The sequence below is a fragment of the Luteibacter sp. ME-Dv--P-043b genome (assembly GCF_030209605.1).
Classification (GTDB): Bacteria; Pseudomonadota; Gammaproteobacteria; order Xanthomonadales; family Rhodanobacteraceae; genus Luteibacter.
In genome coordinates this window covers 1-20,150 of the sequence record NZ_JARVRT010000016.1, presented here as the reverse complement: position 1 = coordinate 20,150, position 20,150 = coordinate 1, and the positions used below count along the sequence as shown (strand labels likewise).

General features: G+C 62.8%; 23 protein-coding genes and 1 tRNA gene. 14 read left to right on the top strand and 10 right to left on the bottom strand.

The window, feature by feature from the left end; all coding sequences use genetic code 11:
• Positions 1–71 precede the first annotated feature (71 nt).
• Positions 72–1,022, top strand: coding sequence for a bifunctional helix-turn-helix transcriptional regulator/GNAT family N-acetyltransferase (locus tag QRN34_RS09735; protein ID WP_285404079.1), 951 nt, complete (start codon positions 72–74; stop codon positions 1,020–1,022).
• A gap of 15 nt (positions 1,023–1,037) precedes the next feature.
• Here the strand turns inward: QRN34_RS09735 and crp are convergent, their stop codons facing one another.
• A complete protein-coding gene (gene crp, locus QRN34_RS09730; RefSeq protein WP_216165444.1) occupies positions 1,038–1,652 on the bottom strand; it encodes a cAMP-activated global transcriptional regulator CRP in 615 nt (204 codons plus the stop codon).
• Between the two features lie 414 nt (positions 1,653–2,066).
• Here crp and speD point away from each other — a divergent pair, with 414 nt between their 5' ends.
• The gene (speD, locus tag QRN34_RS09725; protein ID WP_036109987.1) at positions 2,067–2,852 is read left to right on the top strand and encodes an adenosylmethionine decarboxylase; all 786 of its coding nucleotides are present in this window, start codon (positions 2,067–2,069) and stop codon (positions 2,850–2,852) included.
• Between the two features lie 46 nt (positions 2,853–2,898).
• Here speD and QRN34_RS09720 read toward each other — a convergent pair whose 3' ends face one another.
• Positions 2,899–3,783, bottom strand: coding sequence for a LysR family transcriptional regulator (locus QRN34_RS09720; RefSeq protein WP_285404343.1), 885 nt, complete (start codon positions 3,781–3,783; stop codon positions 2,899–2,901).
• 137 nt (positions 3,784–3,920) lie between these two features.
• On the opposite strand from QRN34_RS09720, the gene QRN34_RS09715 reads away from it, so the two are divergent.
• Together QRN34_RS09715 and QRN34_RS09710 are read left to right on the top strand one after the other, a co-directional pair.
• On the top strand, positions 3,921–4,793 hold the full coding sequence (locus tag QRN34_RS09715; RefSeq protein WP_285404069.1) for an aldo/keto reductase family oxidoreductase: 873 nt from the start codon (positions 3,921–3,923) through the stop codon (positions 4,791–4,793).
• A gap of 40 nt (positions 4,794–4,833) precedes the next feature.
• The gene (locus QRN34_RS09710) at positions 4,834–5,520 is read left to right on the top strand and encodes an extensin family protein (RefSeq protein WP_285404067.1); all 687 of its coding nucleotides are present in this window, start codon (positions 4,834–4,836) and stop codon (positions 5,518–5,520) included.
• Here the strand turns inward: QRN34_RS09710 and coq7 are convergent.
• A complete protein-coding gene (gene coq7 / locus QRN34_RS09705; RefSeq protein ID WP_285404065.1) occupies positions 5,517–6,158 on the bottom strand; it encodes a 2-polyprenyl-3-methyl-6-methoxy-1,4-benzoquinone monooxygenase in 642 nt (213 codons plus the stop codon). The genes QRN34_RS09710 and coq7 overlap by 4 nt on opposite strands.
• A 270-nt stretch (positions 6,159–6,428) precedes the next feature.
• Between coq7 and rplM the strand changes: the two genes are divergently transcribed.
• The 6 genes from rplM (at position 6,429) to QRN34_RS09675 (ending at position 9,991) form a co-directional block, all read left to right on the top strand.
• Positions 6,429–6,857, top strand: coding sequence for a 50S ribosomal protein L13 (gene rplM / locus QRN34_RS09700; RefSeq protein WP_036109995.1), 429 nt, complete (start codon positions 6,429–6,431; stop codon positions 6,855–6,857).
• A gap of 9 nt (positions 6,858–6,866) precedes the next feature.
• Entirely contained in the window at positions 6,867–7,259 is a 393-nt protein-coding gene (gene rpsI, locus QRN34_RS09695) for a 30S ribosomal protein S9 (RefSeq protein WP_036138010.1), read from the top strand.
• 54 nt (positions 7,260–7,313) lie between these two features.
• A tRNA-Gln gene (locus QRN34_RS09690) sits at positions 7,314–7,387 on the top strand.
• 81 nt (positions 7,388–7,468) lie between these two features.
• Positions 7,469–8,932 (top strand): DUF6538 domain-containing protein, encoded by a 1,464-nt coding sequence (locus QRN34_RS09685; protein ID WP_285404060.1) that lies wholly within the window; start codon positions 7,469–7,471, stop codon positions 8,930–8,932.
• 41 nt (positions 8,933–8,973) lie between these two features.
• The gene (locus QRN34_RS09680) at positions 8,974–9,405 is read left to right on the top strand and encodes a hypothetical protein (protein ID WP_285404058.1); all 432 of its coding nucleotides are present in this window, start codon (positions 8,974–8,976) and stop codon (positions 9,403–9,405) included.
• 328 nt (positions 9,406–9,733) lie between these two features.
• A complete protein-coding gene (locus QRN34_RS09675; protein WP_285404056.1) occupies positions 9,734–9,991 on the top strand; it encodes a hypothetical protein in 258 nt (85 codons plus the stop codon).
• A gap of 42 nt (positions 9,992–10,033) precedes the next feature.
• On the opposite strand, the gene QRN34_RS09670 is transcribed toward QRN34_RS09675, so the two are convergent.
• The 5 genes from QRN34_RS09670 to QRN34_RS09650 form a co-directional block, all read right to left on the bottom strand.
• Entirely contained in the window at positions 10,034–10,339 is a 306-nt protein-coding gene (locus QRN34_RS09670; protein ID WP_285404055.1) for a hypothetical protein, read from the bottom strand.
• Between the two features lie 44 nt (positions 10,340–10,383).
• Complete coding sequence (locus tag QRN34_RS09665; protein ID WP_285404054.1) at positions 10,384–11,103, bottom strand: hypothetical protein; 720 nt, start codon at positions 11,101–11,103, stop codon at positions 10,384–10,386.
• Positions 11,104–11,109: 6 nt separating this feature from the next.
• Complete coding sequence (locus QRN34_RS09660) at positions 11,110–11,544, bottom strand: type II toxin-antitoxin system antitoxin SocA domain-containing protein (RefSeq protein WP_285404053.1); 435 nt, start codon at positions 11,542–11,544, stop codon at positions 11,110–11,112.
• A gap of 255 nt (positions 11,545–11,799) precedes the next feature.
• The gene (locus tag QRN34_RS09655) at positions 11,800–12,099 is read right to left on the bottom strand and encodes a hypothetical protein (protein WP_285404052.1); all 300 of its coding nucleotides are present in this window, start codon (positions 12,097–12,099) and stop codon (positions 11,800–11,802) included.
• A gap of 173 nt (positions 12,100–12,272) precedes the next feature.
• A complete protein-coding gene (locus QRN34_RS09650; protein ID WP_285404051.1) occupies positions 12,273–12,803 on the bottom strand; it encodes a hypothetical protein in 531 nt (176 codons plus the stop codon).
• 245 nt (positions 12,804–13,048) lie between these two features.
• Here QRN34_RS09650 and QRN34_RS09645 point away from each other — a divergent pair, with 245 nt between their 5' ends.
• Together QRN34_RS09645 and QRN34_RS09640 are read left to right on the top strand one after the other, a co-directional pair.
• Positions 13,049–14,719, top strand: coding sequence for a MobA/MobL family protein (locus QRN34_RS09645; RefSeq protein ID WP_285404049.1), 1,671 nt, complete (start codon positions 13,049–13,051; stop codon positions 14,717–14,719).
• 1,249 nt (positions 14,720–15,968) lie between these two features.
• Positions 15,969–16,412, top strand: coding sequence for a hypothetical protein (locus tag QRN34_RS09640; RefSeq protein WP_285404048.1), 444 nt, complete (start codon positions 15,969–15,971; stop codon positions 16,410–16,412).
• Positions 16,413–16,416: 4 nt separating this feature from the next.
• Here QRN34_RS09640 and QRN34_RS09635 read toward each other — a convergent pair whose 3' ends face one another.
• On the bottom strand, positions 16,417–18,006 hold the full coding sequence (locus QRN34_RS09635; RefSeq protein WP_285404047.1) for a site-specific integrase: 1,590 nt from the start codon (positions 18,004–18,006) through the stop codon (positions 16,417–16,419).
• Positions 18,007–18,743: 737 nt separating this feature from the next.
• On the opposite strand from QRN34_RS09635, the gene QRN34_RS09630 reads away from it, so the two are divergent.
• Positions 18,744–19,436: a hypothetical protein gene (locus tag QRN34_RS09630; RefSeq protein WP_285404046.1), complete on the top strand. Its 693-nt coding sequence runs from the start codon at positions 18,744–18,746 to the stop codon at positions 19,434–19,436.
• A gap of 12 nt (positions 19,437–19,448) precedes the next feature.
• Here QRN34_RS09630 and QRN34_RS09625 read toward each other — a convergent pair whose 3' ends face one another.
• Positions 19,449–19,958 carry a hypothetical protein gene (locus QRN34_RS09625; RefSeq protein WP_285404045.1) on the bottom strand — a complete coding sequence of 170 codons (510 nt, stop codon included), beginning with the start codon at positions 19,956–19,958 and terminating at the stop codon, positions 19,449–19,451.
• Positions 19,959–20,051: 93 nt separating this feature from the next.
• Here QRN34_RS09625 and QRN34_RS09620 point away from each other — a divergent pair.
• A partial coding sequence (locus QRN34_RS09620) for a transposase (RefSeq protein WP_285404341.1) occupies positions 20,052–20,150 on the top strand: 99 nt, incomplete at its 3' end.

The window sequence follows — 20,150 nt, the reverse complement described above, 5'->3', positions numbered from 1 at the left end:
TGCCCGTATCGCTTGCGTGCGACATCCCGCCGCCGCTAGCCTCGGCTTCCGACCCCTTGCGCGGATGCCCGATGTACCTCTCCTCCCTGCGTGAACTTGCGCTAGGCAGCCGGCTCAAGGCGCTCAGCGATCATTTCTACCAGGCGGTGGACGAGGTTTACCGGGCCTGTGACGCGGGCATCGAGTCGCGCTGGTTTCCGGTGCTGCGATTCCTGCGCGATGTCGGGCCCACCACCGTGACCGAAGTGGCCTCGGCCATCGGGCAGACGCATTCGGCAGTCAGCCAGCTGGCGGATCGACTGGTGGAGGCGGGCATGGTGGTTCGCCATCGCGACCCGCGGGACGGCCGGCGCAGCGTGCTGGCGCTGACCGACGCGGGGGAGTCGGCGCTCGGTGCGTTGGGGCCGGTATGGCTATCCATTCGCCGCGGCATGGCGGCGTCCATGGGGGCCCGGGGGCTGGCGCTGCTGGAGGCGATCGACGGCTGCGAACAGGTCCTGGCCGAGCGTCCACTGGTCGCGGCCATCCTCGACCAGCGCGCGGCGCTGGCCAGCGAAACCGTGCGTATCGTTCCCTACGAGCCGGCGCTGGCACCGCATTTCCAGCGCCTCAACCAGCAGTGGCTGGAACGCCATTTCCGGGTCGAGGACGTCGACCGGGCCTTGTTCGCCGATCCGGAGGGGAAGGTGCTGGCCCGCGGCGGCACGATCCTGTTCGCGCTCTACGCCAGCGAAGTCATAGGCACCTGCGCTTTGCTGCACCATGGGGGCGGGGTCTACGAGCTGTCGAAAATGGGCGTGGACGAGAACTACCGAGGGCTGGGCGCGGGCCGCAAGCTGCTCGACGCGGCGATCGCCGACTACCGCGCCCGGGCGGGTACGGAACTGTTCCTGGAATCCAACAGCCGGCTGGCGAGGGCCCTGGGCATGTACCGGCGCGCCGGGTTCGAGTTGCAGCCGGCACTGCGTCCGGGCTCGCACTACGAGCGCGCGGACGTCCACATGATCTACCGGGGCGGCTGAGCCGCGCCCTGGGGCCTAGCGGGTGCCGCGCACCACGATGGTCTTGCCCGCCACGTCGATCATCCGCTCTTCCTCCAACTGCTTGAGCACGCGTCCCACCATTTCGCGCGAGCAACCCACGATCCGGCTGACCTCCTGTCGGGAGATGCGTATCTGGGTGCCGTCCGGGTGGGTCATGGCGTCCGGCTCCTGGCACAGGTCCAGCAGCGTGCGGGATACCCGGTTGGTCACGTCCATGAAGGCCATGCGGCTGACTTGGCGCGAGGTGCGCAGCAGGCGATGGGTCAGCTGGGAACCTATGGCGAACAGCAGCTTGGGGCATTCGGCGGCGAGCGGGCCCTCCAGCAGCTGGAACAGCCGCTCGTAACTGATCTCGGCCATCTCCACCGCGGTGCGGGTGCGCACCAGCGACTCGCGCTGGGCCTGCTCGACGAACAGGCCCATCTCGCCGATGAACTGCCCCCGGTTGATATAGGCCAGGATCAGCTCACGGCCTTCCTCGTCCTCGGTGCACACCGCCAGCGAGCCTTCGACCACGTAGTAGAGGGTGTTGGCCGGATCGCCCGGGCGGATGATCGCGGTCTTGCCGGGGTAGCGGCGACGATGGCATGCGTCCAGGAAGCGGCCCATCGCGATGGGGTCCGGCGCAAAGCCCGTCGGCGCTTGCGAACGTTCGAAAGCCTGTTGAAGCAAGTATTTGAGTTGGGCCACAGCTGATTCCGATGGGTCGCAATGGCATGGCAGCCCCGGATGAGTGTATGCCGACGGTTTTCCGTCAGGCGTCGCCTACTTGCCATGTGTCGGGGCGATTATTGCAGACAACCGGGGCACAAAATCCACAAATTAAATCGATCCACCCCGGGCATGTTCAATTCCTGAGCGTCTTGCCTCATAATTTCACCCCCTCGGCGTAGGGACCCTTTGTCTTATGCCGTACACAAGCGCCGGGCAGAATGACGCCCCGTCGCTTACATCATCTGCGGGGACCCTAGCTGCTAACCCGCGTCTACTGCTGGCCGTTCCTCCCGGCCTCGGAGAGTCGCTGTGGTCAAACCGCTCCCCCGCCTTCGTCTGCAAGGTTTCAACAACCTCACCAAGGCGCTCAGCTTCAACATCTACGACATCTGCTACGCGGTGTCCGAACAGCAGCGACAGAATTACATCGAGTACATCGATGAGCAGTACGACGCCGATCGCCTGACCCAGATCCTCACGGATGTGGCCGAGATCATCGGCGCCAACATCCTGAACATCGCCCGCCAGGATTACGACCCGCAGGGCGCGTCGGTCACCATCCTGATCTCGGAAGAGCCGGTGGTCGAGAAGCTGGGCCGCGACACCATCTCCGGTGCCGTCGTCGCCCACATGGACAAGAGCCACATCACCGTCCATACCTACCCGGAAACGCATCCGCACAACGGCATCGCGACGTTCCGCGCGGACATCGACGTCGCCACGTGCGGCGTCATCTCGCCGTTGAAGGCACTGAACTACCTGATCGACAGCTTCGAGTCGGACATCGTGATCGCCGATTACCGCGTGCGCGGCTTCACACGCGACGTGAAGGGCAAGAAGCACTTCATCGACCACAAGATCAATTCGGTGCAGGACTACCTCGCCAAGCACATCCGTCAGAAGTACGAGATGTTCGACGTGAACGTCTACCAGGAAAACATCTTCCACACCAAGATGCACATCAAGGATTTCGACCTCGACACTTACCTGTTCGAGGCCCAGGCCGACGATCTTTCCTTCAAGGAGCGCCAGCGCATCGAATCGCTGCTGCGCCGGGAAATCGAGGAGCTCTTCCACGGCCGCAACCTGATGTGATCCACGAAACCCCGCGAAAGCGGGGTTTTTTTTGCCCGTCGTTTGTTCAGGCCGGCGCCGTCGCCCGGATGAAGTCGATGAAGGCGCGCAGGGGTGCGGGCACCAGGCGTCGTCCGGGGTAGTAGAGGAACGGTCCGGGGAATGACAGCCACCAGGGCGCCAGCACGGGTTCGAGCGCGCCGCTGTCCAGGTGCGGCCGCAGCCAGTCCTCGAACAGCATGACGATGCCCGTGCCGGCGATGGCCGCATCCACCGCGAGGTCGGCGGCACCGCCGATCCGGACCACCAGTGGGCCGGTCGGCTCGACCCAGACCGTCTCGCCGTCCTTTTCAAATTCCCAGGCGGGCATGTTGCCGCTGGCGAACCGCCCGCGCAGGCAGGCGTGCCCCAGCAGTTCGCGTGGGTGCGCCGGGCGGCCGTGGCGATCCAGGTACGCCGGCGAGGCGGCCGTGGCGAAGCGCTGGACCCGGGGGCCGATCGGTATCGCGATCATGTCCTGCTCCAGGCGCTCGTCGTAGCGGATGCCGGCGTCGCAGCCGGCCGCGAGGACATCGACGAAGCTCTCGTCCGTGAGGACCTCGAGCCGGATATCCGGATAAGCCGCCAGGAAGGTTGGGACAAGGGCCGGCAGGACCAGCCGGGAGGCGCTCATGGGAACGTTCAGGCGCAGCGTGCCGGCTGGGCGGTCGCGGAAGCTGTTGACGACATCCAGCGCCTGTCCCACCTCGGCCAGGGCCGGCGCGAGGCGATCGAGCAGGCCGCGACCGGCCTCGGTCGGTGCCACGCTGCGCGTGGTGCGGTTCAGCAGGCGCACCCCGAGACGGGCCTCCAGCCGGCGGACCGCCTCGCTCAGGGCGGAGGCGCTGCCGCCGCTCAGGCGTGCCCCTTCGCGAAATCCGCCGGCCGTCGCGACAGTGACGAAGGCATGCAGGTCGCCGAGGTCCGCTTTCATGGTCATCTCCGATACGTTGATTGTGCGGAATGCGGGACAAGCCGTGCCGATTGTGCCCTCTTATCGGCTTATCCGTCGGCGCCTACGCTACGTACTCACTTAACCGGAGTTCTTCCATGACCACGATCCAGACGTCGGGCACCTTCCATCTCGGCGACCTTCCGGTCCATCGGCTGGGCTACGGGGCGATGCAGCTGGCCGGCCCGGGGGTGTTCGGCCCACCGAAGGACCGCGATGCCGCGTTGGCCGTGCTGCGTGCCGCCGTGGAACAGGGCGTGGACCATATCGACACCAGCGACTTCTACGGTCCGCATGTCACCAACCAGCTGATTCGCGAGGCCCTGCATCCGTACCGCGACGACCTGGTCATCGTGACCAAGATCGGCGCGCGCCGCGACGAGAAGGGCGGTTGGCTGCCCGCCTTCTCCCCGGGGGAGCTCACCGCCGCCGTGCACGACAACCTGCGCAACCTGGGCCGGGACGTGCTCGATGTGGTGAACCTCCGGGTGATGTTCGACACCCATGGCCCCGCGGAAGGGTCCATCGCGCCCATGCTGGAAACGGTGGCGGCCCTGCAGCAGCAGGGCCTGGTGCGGCACATCGGGCTGAGCAACATCACCCCGGCCCAGCTGGCCGAAGGCCGTGGCCTGTGCGACATCGTCTGCGTCCAGAACATGTACAACCTGGCCCAGCGCGCGGACGACGCGTTCATCGACGACCTGAAGGCGGCCGGTATCGCCTACGTGCCCTTCTTCCCGCTGGGCGGGTTCAGTCCACTGCAGTCGGATACGCTGAGCGGCATCGCCACGCGTCTGGGCGCAACGCCCATGCAGGTGGCCCTGGCGTGGTTGCTGCACCGCTCGCCGAACATCCTGTTGATCCCCGGCACGTCATCGGTCGCCCACCTGACCGAGAACCTGGCCGCCGCCGATCTCACGCTGGACGCCGATGTGCTGCGCAAACTGGACGCCGTGGGCAAGGCGGCCTGACCGGAGCCGCCTTCACGCACGCATGCCTAGGATGTCGGGCATGCGCGCGCTGCTGCTTTTCGTCCTCTTGCTGTCCGTCGTCGCCCTTGTCTGGACGAGGGGCTGGCGGCCGCCGGATCGTTACAACCCGTGGGCGCCGCTGGACCTCACTGCGCCACCGGATGTCTTTCTTCGCTACAAGCTGGATCGCCTCGGTGGCAACCCCGCGATGTGCCGGGCCGCCCTCCGGCATGCCGGCGCCGTCTTCGTTCCGCTGGTCGACCACGAGGAAGCCGGCGGCTGCGGCTGGAGCGATGCCGTGCGCGTGTCCGCCCTGGGCGAGGCGCGGCTGGGGTCGCCCGTCATGCTTACCTGCCCGTTAGCCGCCGCGATGGTGCTATTCGAGCGGAGGGCGCTACAACCGGGCGCCGGGGCGGCGTTCGGTTCGCCCGTGCGCGTGATCGAGCATGTGGGCAGCTACGCCTGCCGTAATGTCTATCACCGCAACGATGCGCCGCTGAGTCGCCACGCGCGGGCCGACGCGATCGATCTCACGGCGTTCCGCCTGGCCGATGGCCGGCGCATCGTCGTCGCGCGTGACTGGAGCGCCCCGCGCGAGGGGCTTTTCCTGCACGGGCTGCAGGCCGACGGTTGCGGTTATTTCGGCGCGTTGTTGGGGCCGGATTACAACGCCGCCCACCGCACGCACTTCCATGCGCAGGGAAGCGGCTACGGCGGTTGCCGCTAGATGCGGTAGGCCACGGTCTTCATCACGGCCGAGGCCGCCTGCATCAAACGGGGCAGGGGCCAGGGCAGCGCGATGCCGCCACGGGCCTGTGCCGCGTCCGCGTGGCGCACCTCGTCTTCCTGCATGCGCGCGAGGATCGCCCGGGATCGTTCGTCCTGCGGTGGCAGGCGCGTGAGATGCTCGGCAAGGTGCGCTTCCACCTGGCGTTCCGTTTCCACGACGAAACCCAGGCTGATCGGATCGCCGATGGCCGCGGCCGCGACACCGATCGCATAACTGCCCGCATACCACAGGGGATTGAGCAGGCTGGGGCGGCTGTCGAGCTGGCTGAGCCGCTCCGCACACCAGGCCAGGTGATCCGTTTCCTCGCGGGCGGCGTGCATCAGGTGTGCGCGGGTTTCGTCGGTGCGCGCCAGGGCGGCCTGGCCGACGTAGAGCGCCTGCGCGCACACCTCGCCCACATGGTTGATCCGCATCAGTCCGGCCGCGTGGCGGCGCTCCCTTTCCGACATCGGTGCCTCGGGCACGGTATCGCCGGGCGACGGACGCGCCGCTTCCGGCGAGCCCGCGACTGCCTCCATGGCGCGCTCCACACCGGCCAGCAGGCGATCGAGGGGGCTGAGCGTGCGAACGGACATGATCGAAAACTCCTGACGAAACGGGATACCTCACGTTACAATGCGCGGGTAACGGGAAAAGGTGAAGTCGCTGCGGCCGCTTGTCGCGCCAGTCGTCCTTTCGCTTCCCGAGGCTTGTGAAACGGGCCGTTCATCATGTTATGATTGTCGGCCCGAAGCTCACCTGCACGGTGGGCTTGCGCGATGAGGGAAAAGTCCGCTATTCTCTCGCGCCTTTGCTTTAACCGATTCCGTGTTCCGCCCATCAAGGCGGCAAACCAGGTATTTGAAATGAAAACGTTCACCGCCAAGCCGGAAAGCGTCAAGCGTGATTGGTTCGTGGTCGATGCCACGAACAAGACGCTCGGTCGTCTCTCGACCGAGATCGCGCGTCGCCTCCGCGGCAAGCACAAGCCCGAGTTCACCCCGCACGTCGATACCGGCGACTACATCGTCGTGATCAACGCCGAGAAGGTGGCCGTGACCGGTGCGAAGCTGGACGACAAGATGTACCACCGCTTCACCGGCTACGTCGGTAACCTGAAGACCACCAGTCTCAAGGATCTGCTCGCCACGCACCCGGAGCGAGTCATCGAAATCGCCGTCAAGGGCATGCTGCCGAAAAACCCGCTGGGTCGTGCCATGTACCGCAAGCTCAAGGTGTACGGCGGCGCCGAGCACCCGCATACCGCGCAGCTGCCCCAGGCGCTGGAAATCTAAGGAAACGACATGGCTACCCAGCAGAATTACGGTACCGGCCGCCGCAAGACCTCCGCCGCTCGCGTGTTCCTTCGCAAGGGCACCGGTGGTATTGTGGTCAACGGCAAGCCGCTTGATCAGTTCTTCGGTCGCGAGACCTCGCGCATGATTGTTCGTCAGCCGCTCGAACTTACCGAAAATGTCGATAAGTTTGATATCATGGTGACGGTGGCAGGCGGTGGCATTACGGGTCAGGCCGGTGCGATTCGTCTCGGCATCTCCCGCGCCCTCGTCGAATACGACGAAGCGCTGAAGTCGCCGCTGCGCAAGGCTGGTTTCATGACCCGCGACGCCCGTGAAGTCGAGCGTAAGAAGGTCGGTCTCCATAAGGCTCGTCGCGCCACGCAGTTCTCGAAGCGCTAATACCGCTTCAAAGTTCGACGCTTCAAGGTCAGAGCGCGTCGAAACCCGCTTTATTGGGAGATCGTCTAACGGTAGGACGACAGCCTCTGACGCTGTCTATCTAGGTTCGAATCCTAGTCTCCCAGCCACATTGAGAAGGGCCCCGGTTTCCGGGGCCCTTTTCTTTTGGGGCAGATGCGGCGCCCGTCAACTTGGTTGGGCAACACCGTATGCGCCTCGCCCATCACTTACTTCGCCACCCCGTTTCCGGGATGTGGCACTTTCGCGCCGTCGTTCCGAAGGACCTGCGCCCGCTCTTCCGCCTGCGCGTCATCAAGCGGTCCCTTGGCACCCGTGATCCCAGGGAGGCCCGCGCCTGGTCTTACGCGATCAGTGGTCGCTATGCTCAAATGGTCGCCACCGCACGCGCCAGGATGAAGGCAGGGATGAGCGAGCAGGATGATGAGTGGGATCAGGACTATGTTGCTGGCATCTTCGGAGGCGACCAGCCCCGTCCTCGCCAGCCACCTCGGGCATCGAAGTGGGAAGTCGAAACTCCCGATGGCTTTCGGTTCAAAACCGATGGGTCAGACCGCGACCACCAGCACGGGATGGAGGCTCTGCGAGCTGTCCTTGATGCCCGCACGCATCTGCCTGCCACTGCCGCTCCTCGCCATAGCGGCTCCCGCCTCACCCTGGCCGACGCCATCCAGGCCTATTCGGAGGTCGAGGCAAAGGCGATGAAGCCCAACACCTGGGGCCAGCGCCGGCGGGCACTCGATCAGTTCGCCAAGGCGATTGGTCCCACGGCTTGGGTGGTCACCATCACGCGGCCGAAGGCGAGCCGGTGGAGCGACGATCTCCTGCGCTCGGGCCAGAGCAAGCCCTATGTCGCGAATCAGGTCAGCCATGTCGCCCAGCTCTTCGAAACCCTGATCCAGAAGGGTGTGATCCAGGACAACCCGGTAAAGGGACTGGTTGTCGCGAAGAAGGCGGAAAAGGCCGCTCGCAGAAGCAGCGGACACGGTTGGGAGCCCTTTGAAGAGCCGACGCTTAAGCGCATCTTTGACCCGGAGAACTTCAAGCGTATCCGCAAGGACCATGTCCGCTGGGGCGCCATCATCGGGCTCTACACGGGGGCGCGCGTGGGCGAGATCGCACAACTGTTCCTGCGCGATTTCGTCGTCATGGATGGCGTGCCGTGCGTGAAGATCTGCGCGGATTCAGACGGCCAGAGCGTCAAAACCGGCGAAGGTGGTGAGCGCCTCGTGCCGCTCCATCCGGACCTGCTTGCCCTGGGCGTCATGGAGCGTGTCGAACGGCTCCGCGCTTACGGGCATGAGCGATTTTTTCCGCAGATGCGCATTGATAGCGCGGCCGGCAAGGGAAACTCGATCAGCAAGGGATTCAACTATTACCTCGGCACCATCGGAGTGAAGCCCCGGCGTGCCGCCGGCATCATCGGAATCCACTCCCTTCGAAAGACGCTGATTCAGCAGCTTCAGGGTTGGTTGCCGCTGCCGGCAGAGCGTCGTCGTGCGCTTGTGGGGCATGAGAATGGCGACCCGGCGCCGGACACGCATGCTGGCTCTTACATGCGAGCCTGGAAACCGGAGGAGTTGGCCGCGTTTTTTCCGGGGTTGCCATGGGCGAACTGGCTCTTGCTAGGTGCTGTCCGTAGCCTTCTCGCCTAAGCAACGCTAATCGTTTTTACAATGTGGATTGGAGACGTTCGATGGCTTATCCCTGGGACGAAATCATAGGAAGCGTGGCGGGGCCCTACTACGCTATCAAGGCGAAGCGACTGGAGGGGCAGAAGATCGTTTTCGACGGACTTTTTGTCTATCTGCTTAATGGTTTCGTCAAAAAATGCGACTTCGAAGAAGAGGCGATCAACTACGCCGTTGAGCAAAACAACAAGTTCCGATCGGCGGGGCTAGCCTGGCCGCGGCCAACTAAAGCACGCGTCAACAGGGTGCTCGTATCAGAGGCGTGGGGGCAGGTCGTCGAGGTTGTTGATTACTTGATCGATGAGAACGGAAACGAGACGCCATTCGCTCCAAGTTTTGAAACTTGGACCAAAGCTGGGGCAGTCAAGCACACAACCTTGGCCGAGGCTCATGCCGACTTGAAGGTTAAACGACCGCGGCGGCTTACACCGAGGTAAGTCAATCAGCTTCCTGGCTCAAGCGACGGATTAGATGGACAGTCGAAACGGATTGGCTGTGGCCAACCATCGGCGTCTGCCAGCACCAGTTGCGCAAACCCTAGAAGACGAGGATCGAAGCGTTCTTCGAAAGTGCTGTCATCGTCCACAAAGGAGCCCGTGTCTTTAGAGAGGCTACCCTCTCTGGTATCGGACCTGCCGGGAACGAGGGACGGGTGAGTGCCGACACTTTGGTGAGTCATTGAGGGTCTCCTTGGGGGCTCTGAGACCCTAGGCCGAATGATTGGACTGTCAAGACCATATCGAGGCTATCTGCCCGGAAACGCTCATGTTGGCCAAGGAGATAACCATGGCGCGGTCTAAGCCAAAGGCCCCGGTGGGCGACGACGCGAGCGATGTAAGTCCGTCGCCCATCGTCTGGTCCGCCTCGATCGCCATGCGCGCCGATGGCACCCTAGAGGTTCATGTCAAAGGAGAGACCGGCCACCAGATGATGAAGGCCGCCATGGACGAACTGCGGGCGATCGAGCGGCTCCGAAAAGAACCCGCTTATAACTTCGGCAGGCTTCGGGGATCGAGCGATTAAATGCTGTCGCGGAGGTAACTGCGGGGCCCGTTTCAGCGGGATCTAGGCATCGTCCAAGAGACGATCCAGCGCCCGGCTCAGCCGCTCATAGGACGCCCCGACCCCGATGGCAGGCCGATCCCTGGCCTCTGCCAGGCGCCGCCCGAGATCCTCAGCCAGGGTGGCAATCCCGCTAAGGTCCCTCGACCGGGCCAGTCCGGCGATAAGGGCCGCCCGAAACCTCGCCTCATCGCCATCGCGGTCGAGCAGGGCGGCGCCCAGGGCCTGCGCCTCTGCGATCAGCTCGGCGTAGAGAAGGATTGCGGCTTCGCGGTCGCGGTCAGCATTCATCCGATCGGAATCATCCATCAGCATGCCCTTCAGCAAGGTCAGCGGACAGGTCCCACTAGCCCTCAACGTCGCTTTTTGGCCTTCGCATCAGCCAACTTCTTTTCATTTTCACGTTTTTTTCTATCCTTCTTGCGCTTCTGACGATCCTTGTCCTTCTCGGCGGACACATAGATTTTATGAAGCCGCTCCCACCAGACAAAAAAGAAATGCGTTTGAAGGATGTAGCCCCACGCATGCGATTTCTGGCCACCGATTCGAAATCGAAAAAGGGTGTCGAATTGGCCCAGTCCGATCTCGTGCCATCGTTGGATTGCCTCAGGGGCAATGCTGCCAAGGTCTTGCTCGTGGTGCATGCGGTGGCTGCCGCCAGAGTTGAGACTTTCGATTTCGCCCCACGTCAGTGGGGCAAGCATCTCCATCCCAGGATAGATCGTCTCTTTCCACTCCCCATCTGCCCACTTACGTGGCTCACCCCAGCTCCACTCCCCAACCTTGTCGCTGGCAGTGATGCACCAAGTCATGCGCTCTTGATGGCGACTAAAGGTGTCGGCAGCGGGCGCCTTCGGCGTCACCGCGACAGGGATCACAGAGGCGGTTCTTGGAGTGTCGCTGGCTAGATCATGGCCTGAGGCCACTCGTGGAACGCTGACAAATGCGGTCCTGACGACGATTTTTGGCTCTTGCTCAACATTCATCCGGGCAAGAATCTTCTTCTTGCTCTCCTCGAACTTGATCCGCTGTTCTTCCTCTCTGCGTGCGCGTTCCTCGCGTCTCTTTCCCATCGCTGACTAAAGCGACGAGTAATATTCAGCGATGGCAGCGTCGGAGATCACGGCGTTGGAGTTCGCACCGGGCGGCAGGCCGCCCCGCGCCTCCAGCCATGGACGTTCCTGATGAGTAAGGTTGCTGAGCCAGTGCGCCGACTTGTCGCCATAGAAGTCGAGGACCTTTTTGATCGTCGCTTTTTCATCTTTGGAGAGGTTCTGGACGCTCCCATCCTTAAACATGTCGGCGTCGACCTTGAACTCGCCACGGTGACGGTTATACAGGGCGGGAACGACGGGACCGTTCGCCCAAGCTTCGAACTGATTGGTGATGAGCGGCTCCTCGTCCCAGACCAGATGCCAGGCATGCGAGTAGTAAACGAGCTTCTGCAGCTTCATGGCAGACATGCTTCCAGTTTTCTCGGTAATGAACCGAGCAACATCAAAGACGGTGGCCATGGCAGTTTCCTCAAGGCGCCCTTTGCGGGCGCTAAAAATCTCTCAACCTCAGAATGTTACCACCCTGGTGACTGAACTCTGTTAAGGCTTTACATCCATCTTAGGCAAAAAATGCGTCCCCACAAGGGGGTGCCTCCGGGGCCGTTCGAGCCCCAGGGCGCGGCTTACGTTCCGGAGCAAGGAGCCAGCGGAGAAGGGTGGAGATGAACCACCGCCAGGGCGTGGCTCCGGGCCTCGTTGCCGCGTGCTTCCCGGCTACAGCCGCGGTTTACAACGACCTTCATGGCCTGCGAGATAAGCGCACCCCGGCGTGGCCTGACACCGCGGGGTGGGGGCGTCACCCATCGCCTCAGCGATCCCGTGGCTGCTTTCTTCCGCGATCTTGAACCTTTCGGCGAAATATACCTCTTCTGCATCGGTCGCCATCTGACGTGATGACGCTGCGTATCCGGCCAGGACATCCACTTGGGACGAGCCGGCTGCCTGGGCCTTGCCCAGCCATTCCTCGTCCTCATTGGCCAAGTTCTTAAGGCGTTCGAGTTCTTCGTAGGTCACAACATTCCCTGTAGTTAGGCGCACACCAAGCTATCGGCCGTCATCCTCCGAACTTGAAGAAATGAAGCTGCCAGGCGGAAACCGAGAGCAAGAGCGCGTCTATGTGTTGTCCCAACACGCCGCTAAAAGCAAAAGTCACCAGCAACTGCTGAAAGTCAAAATCCTTCCTTCCGTCAGGGGCCAAGTATGTCCATGTTGTCCCCGCAGGTCTGGCGTTCGACTTCCTGAAGTTGCGTCATGTTCCAGTAACCAGTGGACCCTTGCCGCATTAGGGAAACCTGCGCGGTGATCTTTGCTCGAATGCTGCGGCACGCGGCCGCCGTGCGGACGGCCGCGCGGTCCTCCGGCGCGATCCGGACCATGTCGTTGTCCGTCAGCACCATGCGCCCATCGCTGGCCTTATAGGCGTTCCAGTCGGCCGCAAGGGCACTGATATGTTCCTTTGGCATTGCCTCTGCGGCCGCCTCGCAGTCGAGCGCCGCGATGCCAGATTGATCCTGAGAGCGCACCAACTCCAGACAGAGCACCAGTTGCTGGTCCTTTGGAGGCAGCGTTCGGAGCCAGTCCTTTTTCTGGCCGTCCATCGAGTTCATCGCCCGTGCCCCGGCAGCAGCCGCCTCGGCCACAGTGGTGCCATGGATGATCCCTGGCGCCACGATCACCAGCGCGCTACTGAAGAAAAGGGTCGAGGCTCTTCGGCTCACATGAACTCCTTGTCCACTATCCCCCGTTTGCGAGATCGGCAGGATACAGGGTTCCTGTGCCCTTTCAGGAAGGAGCATCACCGCTGCCACAATCCCATATCCCTAGGGTGCTTGACACCTCCCGACCGTCTGCTTTGATGGGTGGCAATGGGGGCGGCGTGGTCGGACACGGCTGCGCCAGCCATAGACGGTCATAAGGCCGCGACCAACACGCCGCATTAGACGGCGGACAAGGGGACTGTTACATGGTGCTGCGCCACGCTCGCCCTCACCTAGAGATCCATAGCCGGTCGAAAGGCCATAGCGCCGTTGCCGGCGTCGCCTACCGCCTCGGGTTGAGGCTATGGGACGAACGCCAACAATGCTGGCACGACTACACCCGCCGGGCACTGGGCGAGGAGGTCGTCATGGCGATGACCGTGGCGCCCGATGACGCGCCCGAGTGGGCCACGGATCCGGGGCAACTCTGGAACGCGGTCGAGCTGGCAGAAAAGCGGAAGGACTCTCAGGTTGCCAGGGATTACAGGATTCCGGTCCCCCTGGGCCTCGATGACCAGCGCGCTGGACGCCTCGCCGAGAAGTTGGCCCGCTTCATCATGTCGGAGTTGGGCACCCCCGTCTCCGTCGGGCTCCATCGCGACGCCGATGCCGACGCCCTCGGCCAAGTGAAGCCGCCCGAAAAGCAGGGTTACCACGCGCACCTGTATTTTCCCTCTCGCCCCCTGGTCGTCAGTTCGCCCGAAGTCGAGGGCACGGGCACCGGCATGGCAACGGCAACCTTTGGCGCACGCCATCCGATGCTCGCCAGCAAGGCCCTGGGCCGGGGGATGGTGGAGACCTTCAACCGGGTCTGGGCTGAACTGTCTACCGAAGCCGCAGCGGATGCCGGCATCCATGCGCAGTATGACCACCGCAGTTACGAGCGCATGGGATTGGACCTGGCACCGCAGCCGACCCTGGGAGCGGGCGCCGTGGCTTTGGAACGAAAAGGTTTCTGGACTCGGAAGGGTGACGCGGTTCGGGATATCGTGGTGGCGAGCAAGGCCTACGAGTTGGCGCATGCGGAAGTCGTCGCGGTCCAACAGGCCGCAGCGGTGGCGGATGTGGCTCGAGAGCGTTCGGCGGGGGATAAGACAGAGGCAGAAGCGGGTCATCCGTCCGTTCCGGACACCGAGCGGGGCCTGGCACACCACGAAGTGCCGGCCAGCTCACGGGCGAGCACAGACCAACCCGATCTTGTCCTGAGCGCGCTCGCCCCCGACACGCCTCTGCTCGGGCGCTTTCAGGCCCTGGCCCCGCGGCCCTCGCCGGAGGATGGGGCCCGGTGGGCGCAGGTGCTTCGCCTAGTTCGGGTAATCCAGCGTGCGTTGCTGGTGATCCGGGAACTAACCGATCGTTTGGTGGATGCCGAGGGACGCGCCCGCCGCGCTAAGGCTGCGGAGCTAGAAGCCCGGTATGAACTGGATCAGGCCCGCCGACATCGGGCTGCAGCCACTGCACGGGCCGACAACTGGGCGAAAGCCCATCCGTTCCGTATGCGCGCCGGCAAGCTGGTCGGACGGCGCCCGGCTGCCTGGCGCGATCTGTCCCACGACATTCGTTTTCATCAGAAGGGGGTCCAGGCCACCAAGGACATCGTGGCCAAACAGGCCTTCGAGGTGACAGCGCGCCAGGGCAAAGTAGGGGCGATCAAGAACCGTGTAACTACAGCTCGCGGTCGTCTCCGGACAGCTGCGGCGGGTCTGGGTCAGCTTGGGCCGGACTACCTTCCCCCGTTGCTGGCGGTATTGAGTCCGGAGCAGCGGATCGAGCTGGAGCCGACCTTGGCAGGGTTCGATCTGCCGACGGTGCCGGTCGCGGTTCGGCTGGACGAGCAACTTGCGTATCGACCGCCATTGCCTCGGCTGGGTCGGTGACTGGTGAGGGTGGGCGACGCATACGATTCATCCACGCGGGTGGTTTAAATCCGCCAGCAGACTGCGTCGCGCTTTCGGCCAAACGCATCGCATACGCGTGAGCCAAGTCAGGCTGAGACATGGCGGCCAAATGGTGCTGATTCGGCCAGTTCTTAAGTTGGGCCAGAATGTTTTCCTTCGGTGTTTTCAGTAGCGATTTATGGAAGAAATCGTAGAGATCCAGAGGGGATTTCGATGGCGGATTGTAATCTCGAACCTCTCCAAAGAAGGTCTCGGGATATCTTCGCCACGCGGCCAGCTCTTCGTCAGAAATCGGCAGGAAGGTGATGCCCCGGGTGCCATCGTCCAGGCATATCGCCGCGGCAACCTGTTTGTCTTGCTCCATGACGCAAGCATCTTCGAGAACGCCGCTGATGCCAGGCTCGACCTCGTATCGGGCACCGATGCGGATGCGGTCGGGCCGATCGTCCAGTCCTGGCACTGTGCCGTCGAAGGTGGAGGGGATTGAAGCGTGTTCTGCGATCGAGCGCATCAAAATGCCCACTTCGCAATACCGATCCCGTTGTGCGATGGCCTCTGGCAAGGTCAACGGTTTGCCCATTCGGAAGTCGTCAATCTTGAAGCCTTCAATGACGCCGCCAGCATCCGGCACGATCTCATCCAGGTGATGGTGGTCGGGGAAGTTGGTCACCATCACCAGAGCTGGCGGGAGGTCCTTAGCGCCGGGACCTTCTTCAAACTTCCGAAGCTTGTTAATCGCCCGATTACGCCAGTCGTATTCATCCGCTTGAGTTTTTGGTTTGGCGGGGGTGTTGAGATCCACAAAAATCAGCCTGTCCAGATCGGTCGGCTTTTTGAGCGCATCCACCACGAGCGAAACGAACTTTCCCAGGTTCTTGCCGTGGTCTGACTTGGGATGGGGCTGACGAATCTTACATTCGACCCAGAACGACTTCCCGGTGGGCGGATAGGTCGCCACAAACTCACCGTGCCGATGTGAGCCATCGGTCTCGTCGGCCCATTGAAGAGTGAACCCGGCTCGGAGGAAGAAGGCCGCAACTCTCAGTTCGTAGCGCGCACCCACAAACTGATCCGCATGGCGCAGGCGATTGAAGAGGCGATCTCGGGCTGCTGCCTCCGGAGCGCTCTCTGTGTTGTGGTCGATCAAGTAGAGGTCATAGGCCAGACCAAGGTAGGCCGCCGCCACGCCGAAGGTGGGCATGCTGGAGACTTGGCCAGGACCGGTGCTGTGTTGCTGCTGGAGATAGCAAAGCTGCTGATACCACCGGATGATCGGATGACGATCTTCGCCGGGCTTTGCCATCTCAGCATTGCCCCAGGGTTCGCCCAAAGTGGTTTTTATGTGGCCGTGGAGAAAGTCCGGGAAAGTCTTCCATCGTCCTGTTACGAAGTTTCCGCCTACCGCAACAAGCCGGAGGTCGCCAACCTCCGTCGAAACAATCGGGTGCCCTTTGCCCTGCTGGCGACTGCGCTGAAGTTGCTCGGCTTCGACTTTTCGGAAGCCGGCAGCTGCCCGGGCTCGAAGCTCCGTCATCAACTGATCGCTGCCGTGGCAACGCTTGAACTTCTTGCCGCTACCGCAGGGGCAGGGTTCGTTCCGACCGATCCGAGTCATTCAGGGCGCCCTCCAGATGAGCAGGCTGGGCCGATCTTAAAACACGGCCGATGGTGAGCGCTCAACCTGCGGGAAAAGAGCTATCTCCGGTGGGCAGGCGCGGGCGCGGCCCCTTCCTCGGCTTGAACTCTGTGCCCTCCGCTAACGCGCGCGCCTCCCGCTCCCGCTCGGCGGCTGCGTGCTCAAGGTATCCAGCGAATCGACTGGACACATATGGCTCTAGTGCCAGCTCGGGGAACGGCAGGGCGTCGAGCACGCGCTGGCATTCCAAAACCGTGCCGTCGGCGATGTAGTTCCGGCGATCAATACTGACTCCGGTAGAGTGACCGTTGATCGCGCAGATGATGCTTTCCGGGACCTTGGTTCGATCCATGAGAGTTGTCAGGTTGTGCCGGAAACAATGGAGGGTTTTGCGCTTGCTGGTGATTTCGCAGGTCTTGCGCAGATGGGTGCCGTTGAACCACTCGCTCAGCGTTTGACCTGGGCCACCTTCGGCCCACCTTAGGCCTGGAAAGAGGACCTCGGAACCACTGGCCCTGACATCTGCCAGGTAGCGCTCAAAGCCGAGATCCAGGATGGCTCGCGGGATGGGAATGCGACGGATGCCGTAGTCGGTCTTGACGCTTTGGCCGGCGCGGTCCGCCGTGATATCGAAGGTCATGACATTCCGCTCCTGTCCCGTCTCGTCCAGATATGGGTCCACGCGCACATCGTCGAGGTAAAGCTGACAGATTTCATTGACCCGCATGCCAGTGAAGTGCGCGATGAGCGGCACCCAGTATTTGTGCGGGGAGATGAGCTTAGCCATATGTGTCGAAGCGAAGATCGTGGTCAGGTCGGCGTGGTGGAAGATGTCCTTTTTCTTCCGGCGCCGGCCATGCTCGTCCTTCGAATAGCGGGCGAGGTCCACATACCTAAACGGATTTTCGGCCAAATCCCCGGACTTGATCGCGGCGTTCATCAGCGCATTGATGTGGCCGAGGTGTTTGCGCTGGGTGCCCAGGCTGATCGGTGGCAGTTTCTCCCGCTTCGCCCGGGCGGCGACCGCCAGGGCATCGAGGCCATCGAGCTGGTGCAGGTGGTGCCGGCGTGCGGGCCAGATTGCCAAGAAGTCCGCAAAGTTGCTGGCATCGTCCGGGGTTAGGTCGGCCGCCGGCCGATCGCCCAGAACCTGGACGAGCAGGTCGAGCGCATAGCCGCGATCCCGCGTCGCTGGCGTCGCTCGTTTAGGCCCTCGGGCAACATTGGCGAGGTGGAGCCTGACCAGCTCCCCCAAGCGTTTGCCGGTGGCGCCCGCAGGTTGCGGTGCGGCGGCCGGCTCGGCCGGACTGCCTAGGGTATTCACCGAACCAGGCTCCAGAGCGGGCTCGGGCGCGGCTTCTTGGCTGACAGGTCCAGGTGCCGGAGCAAGTGGCGGCGTTGGCGCGGGGAGCGGCCGGCCGAAAACGCGGGCCAGTATGTCGTCCTCCAAGAGGGCGCGCGATTGCCCGGCGGCCACGGCCTTCTCTAGCCCCAGCCGCTCGCACAGTTCGAGCACGCAGGCATGCCCTTCTGCAGATCGGGGCGACAACCGGATGCCTTCCGGCCCGGCGTGGAAGTCATACAGCGGCGGCGGATAGGGAGCGGGGGAGGGGAAGGACGCGAGGAGCATGCGGGCAGTCGAAAAAGGCGATGCATGGTCTTAGGACCCTCGCCAGATCGGTCAACCCATTCGAGTGAACCCGACCCGTGCGCCACGTCACAAAACCGTGCATCGACAACAACTTGCGATCGCCTTGACACCTTTTAGGGCTGTGAGAGGCTGTCTGGGTCAGGTTCGGAGCCACCCATGCCCCTTGCATTTCGATATGGTCGTTTTTTCACCACTTCGCCAGCCAGGGACAGTAACTAGGGTCTAATAGTGTTACTAGGTAAACACCAGTAACCCCAAGCCCCTGTTGAACCTTTTTCCATCCGCTCCGCGATCAATACTCTAGCCACTGCAAGCCTTCCCTTGGTTCTACCCGGACCAAACCTTCGTGTGGTCGTCCCGAGCGCTGTCCCGTGGAAGTCGGATTTTCGGACCGGTTTCGGCCGAATCTCCGCCGCTGTCGGCAACTTGGTCAATGAGAGGCCTGCCAATAGTCGTTGATTGTTCGCCCGTTAACCAAGTCAAAAGCACTCCAAAGGGTTGAAGTGAAACGAAAAATCTGCGCTAATGGCCGAAAGTTGTGTGGAGCGCTATCTAGAGAAGGGTCCGCCGGAATCCGAAACTGCGATCACCTTAATCCAGGTCGGTTTTCCCATGCTCATCCTTCTCGAAAAAGCACTCACTAATGGACCTTGGTTCGTGGTCGCGCTCCTGGCGCTGTTGATCGCCTACGAGGCGGTTCGGGGGAAAAAGGGGTCATGAGTTTCGGACAAATGCCGCCCGGCTGGATCGCCGCAGGCGGGCTTACCGAGTTCAGCGGTGGCGCCGGGGTCAGCGGTCGTATGTTGGCCGCCGCCAAGTGCTACCTGGCGATTGCCGGTTACCGGATGGCGCAGACCGACGACACCGTGCTATCGACCTCAGACTTCCAGGCCGTTACCGGGCTCTCGAAGCCGATGATCTTTGAGGGCCTGACGATACTGGATTCGATGGAGCTGATTACAATCGACTCCCGGTTCGCAGCCAACACGAACGCCTACCGGGTCGGCGATTTAACGGCTGGCTTCCGCAAGGTGCCCCAGGACATCCTGGCCGAGTGCTTGCCGCTTATCCCCAATCGTGGGATTGGCGGGCTGGATGCGGTGAAACTCTACATTGCGCTGCTCTATTACCGGGACGAGGCTACGCACTCGGCCACGGTCTCCCACCAAAGCCTGCGCACCATTACCGGGATCCGCCCGGAGAACATCACAAAGGCCTACAGCGTCCTCCACACGGCGGGCTTGGTCGTAGTGGAACGGATGTCGTCCTGGTCGTCGAACGGCGGTCACCCGATGAACGTTTACCGATTGAAGGGGGACTTCGTCGGCAGGCGCGCTAGGGTCCTGCGACCCACAGAACAGCGGCGCAAGAGTCGGGCCACGGCTAAGGTGGCCCCGTGGGCTCAGTAAGCCGAATCCGCGCTATCCGTTGATGAGGGTCGTGATCCGGGCTTGCCAGGTCGCGGCCTCCTCAAAGTTTTTGTTGCCGTTGAAGGCGTCGGAATATCGCCGGAACAACACCCTCACGGTGGGGATATCCAGCCGGCGGAGCCGGAACGCCAGTTCGTTCCGAATGCGTGACCGGTGGCCCCAGGCGTTCGAGGTGTCGGTCCAGGTATGTTCCCAGGCGGCTACGTCGGCCAGGTCCACGATCAGGCGGCGACCGGTTACATCACGGAGCCAAAGTCGCCCCGAGGTCGCATCCAGGGCGAGGTTGTCGGAGGCATAGGTGGCGTTGAGCGGTGGCTCACCCTTGGCAAGGAAGGGGCGAGCCACAAGTGGCTGGGGCCGCCACCGCAAGCGGGTCAGCCCGCCGGTCATGAGCGCCGGCACGAAGGCCAGGATGGCCGAGACCGTGAACGGGGCGCCCAGGACCAGGAGCAGTCCAGTCACCAGCACCCAGGCCACCACCAAAACGGGGATAAAAGGCATGTCTTCGTCCTTAGTAGGTCAGGGCGACGTCCCCCCAAATTTGAGTAGCGCCCCGGTTTCGAGTTCAATCCCCCCACAAGAAGGAGATTGGACGTGAAGAAGCGTTTTTCCGAAGAGCAGATCATCGGCTTCCTGCGCGAGGCCGAGGCAGGCATGCCGGTCAAGGACCTATGTCGCAAGCACGGCTTCAGT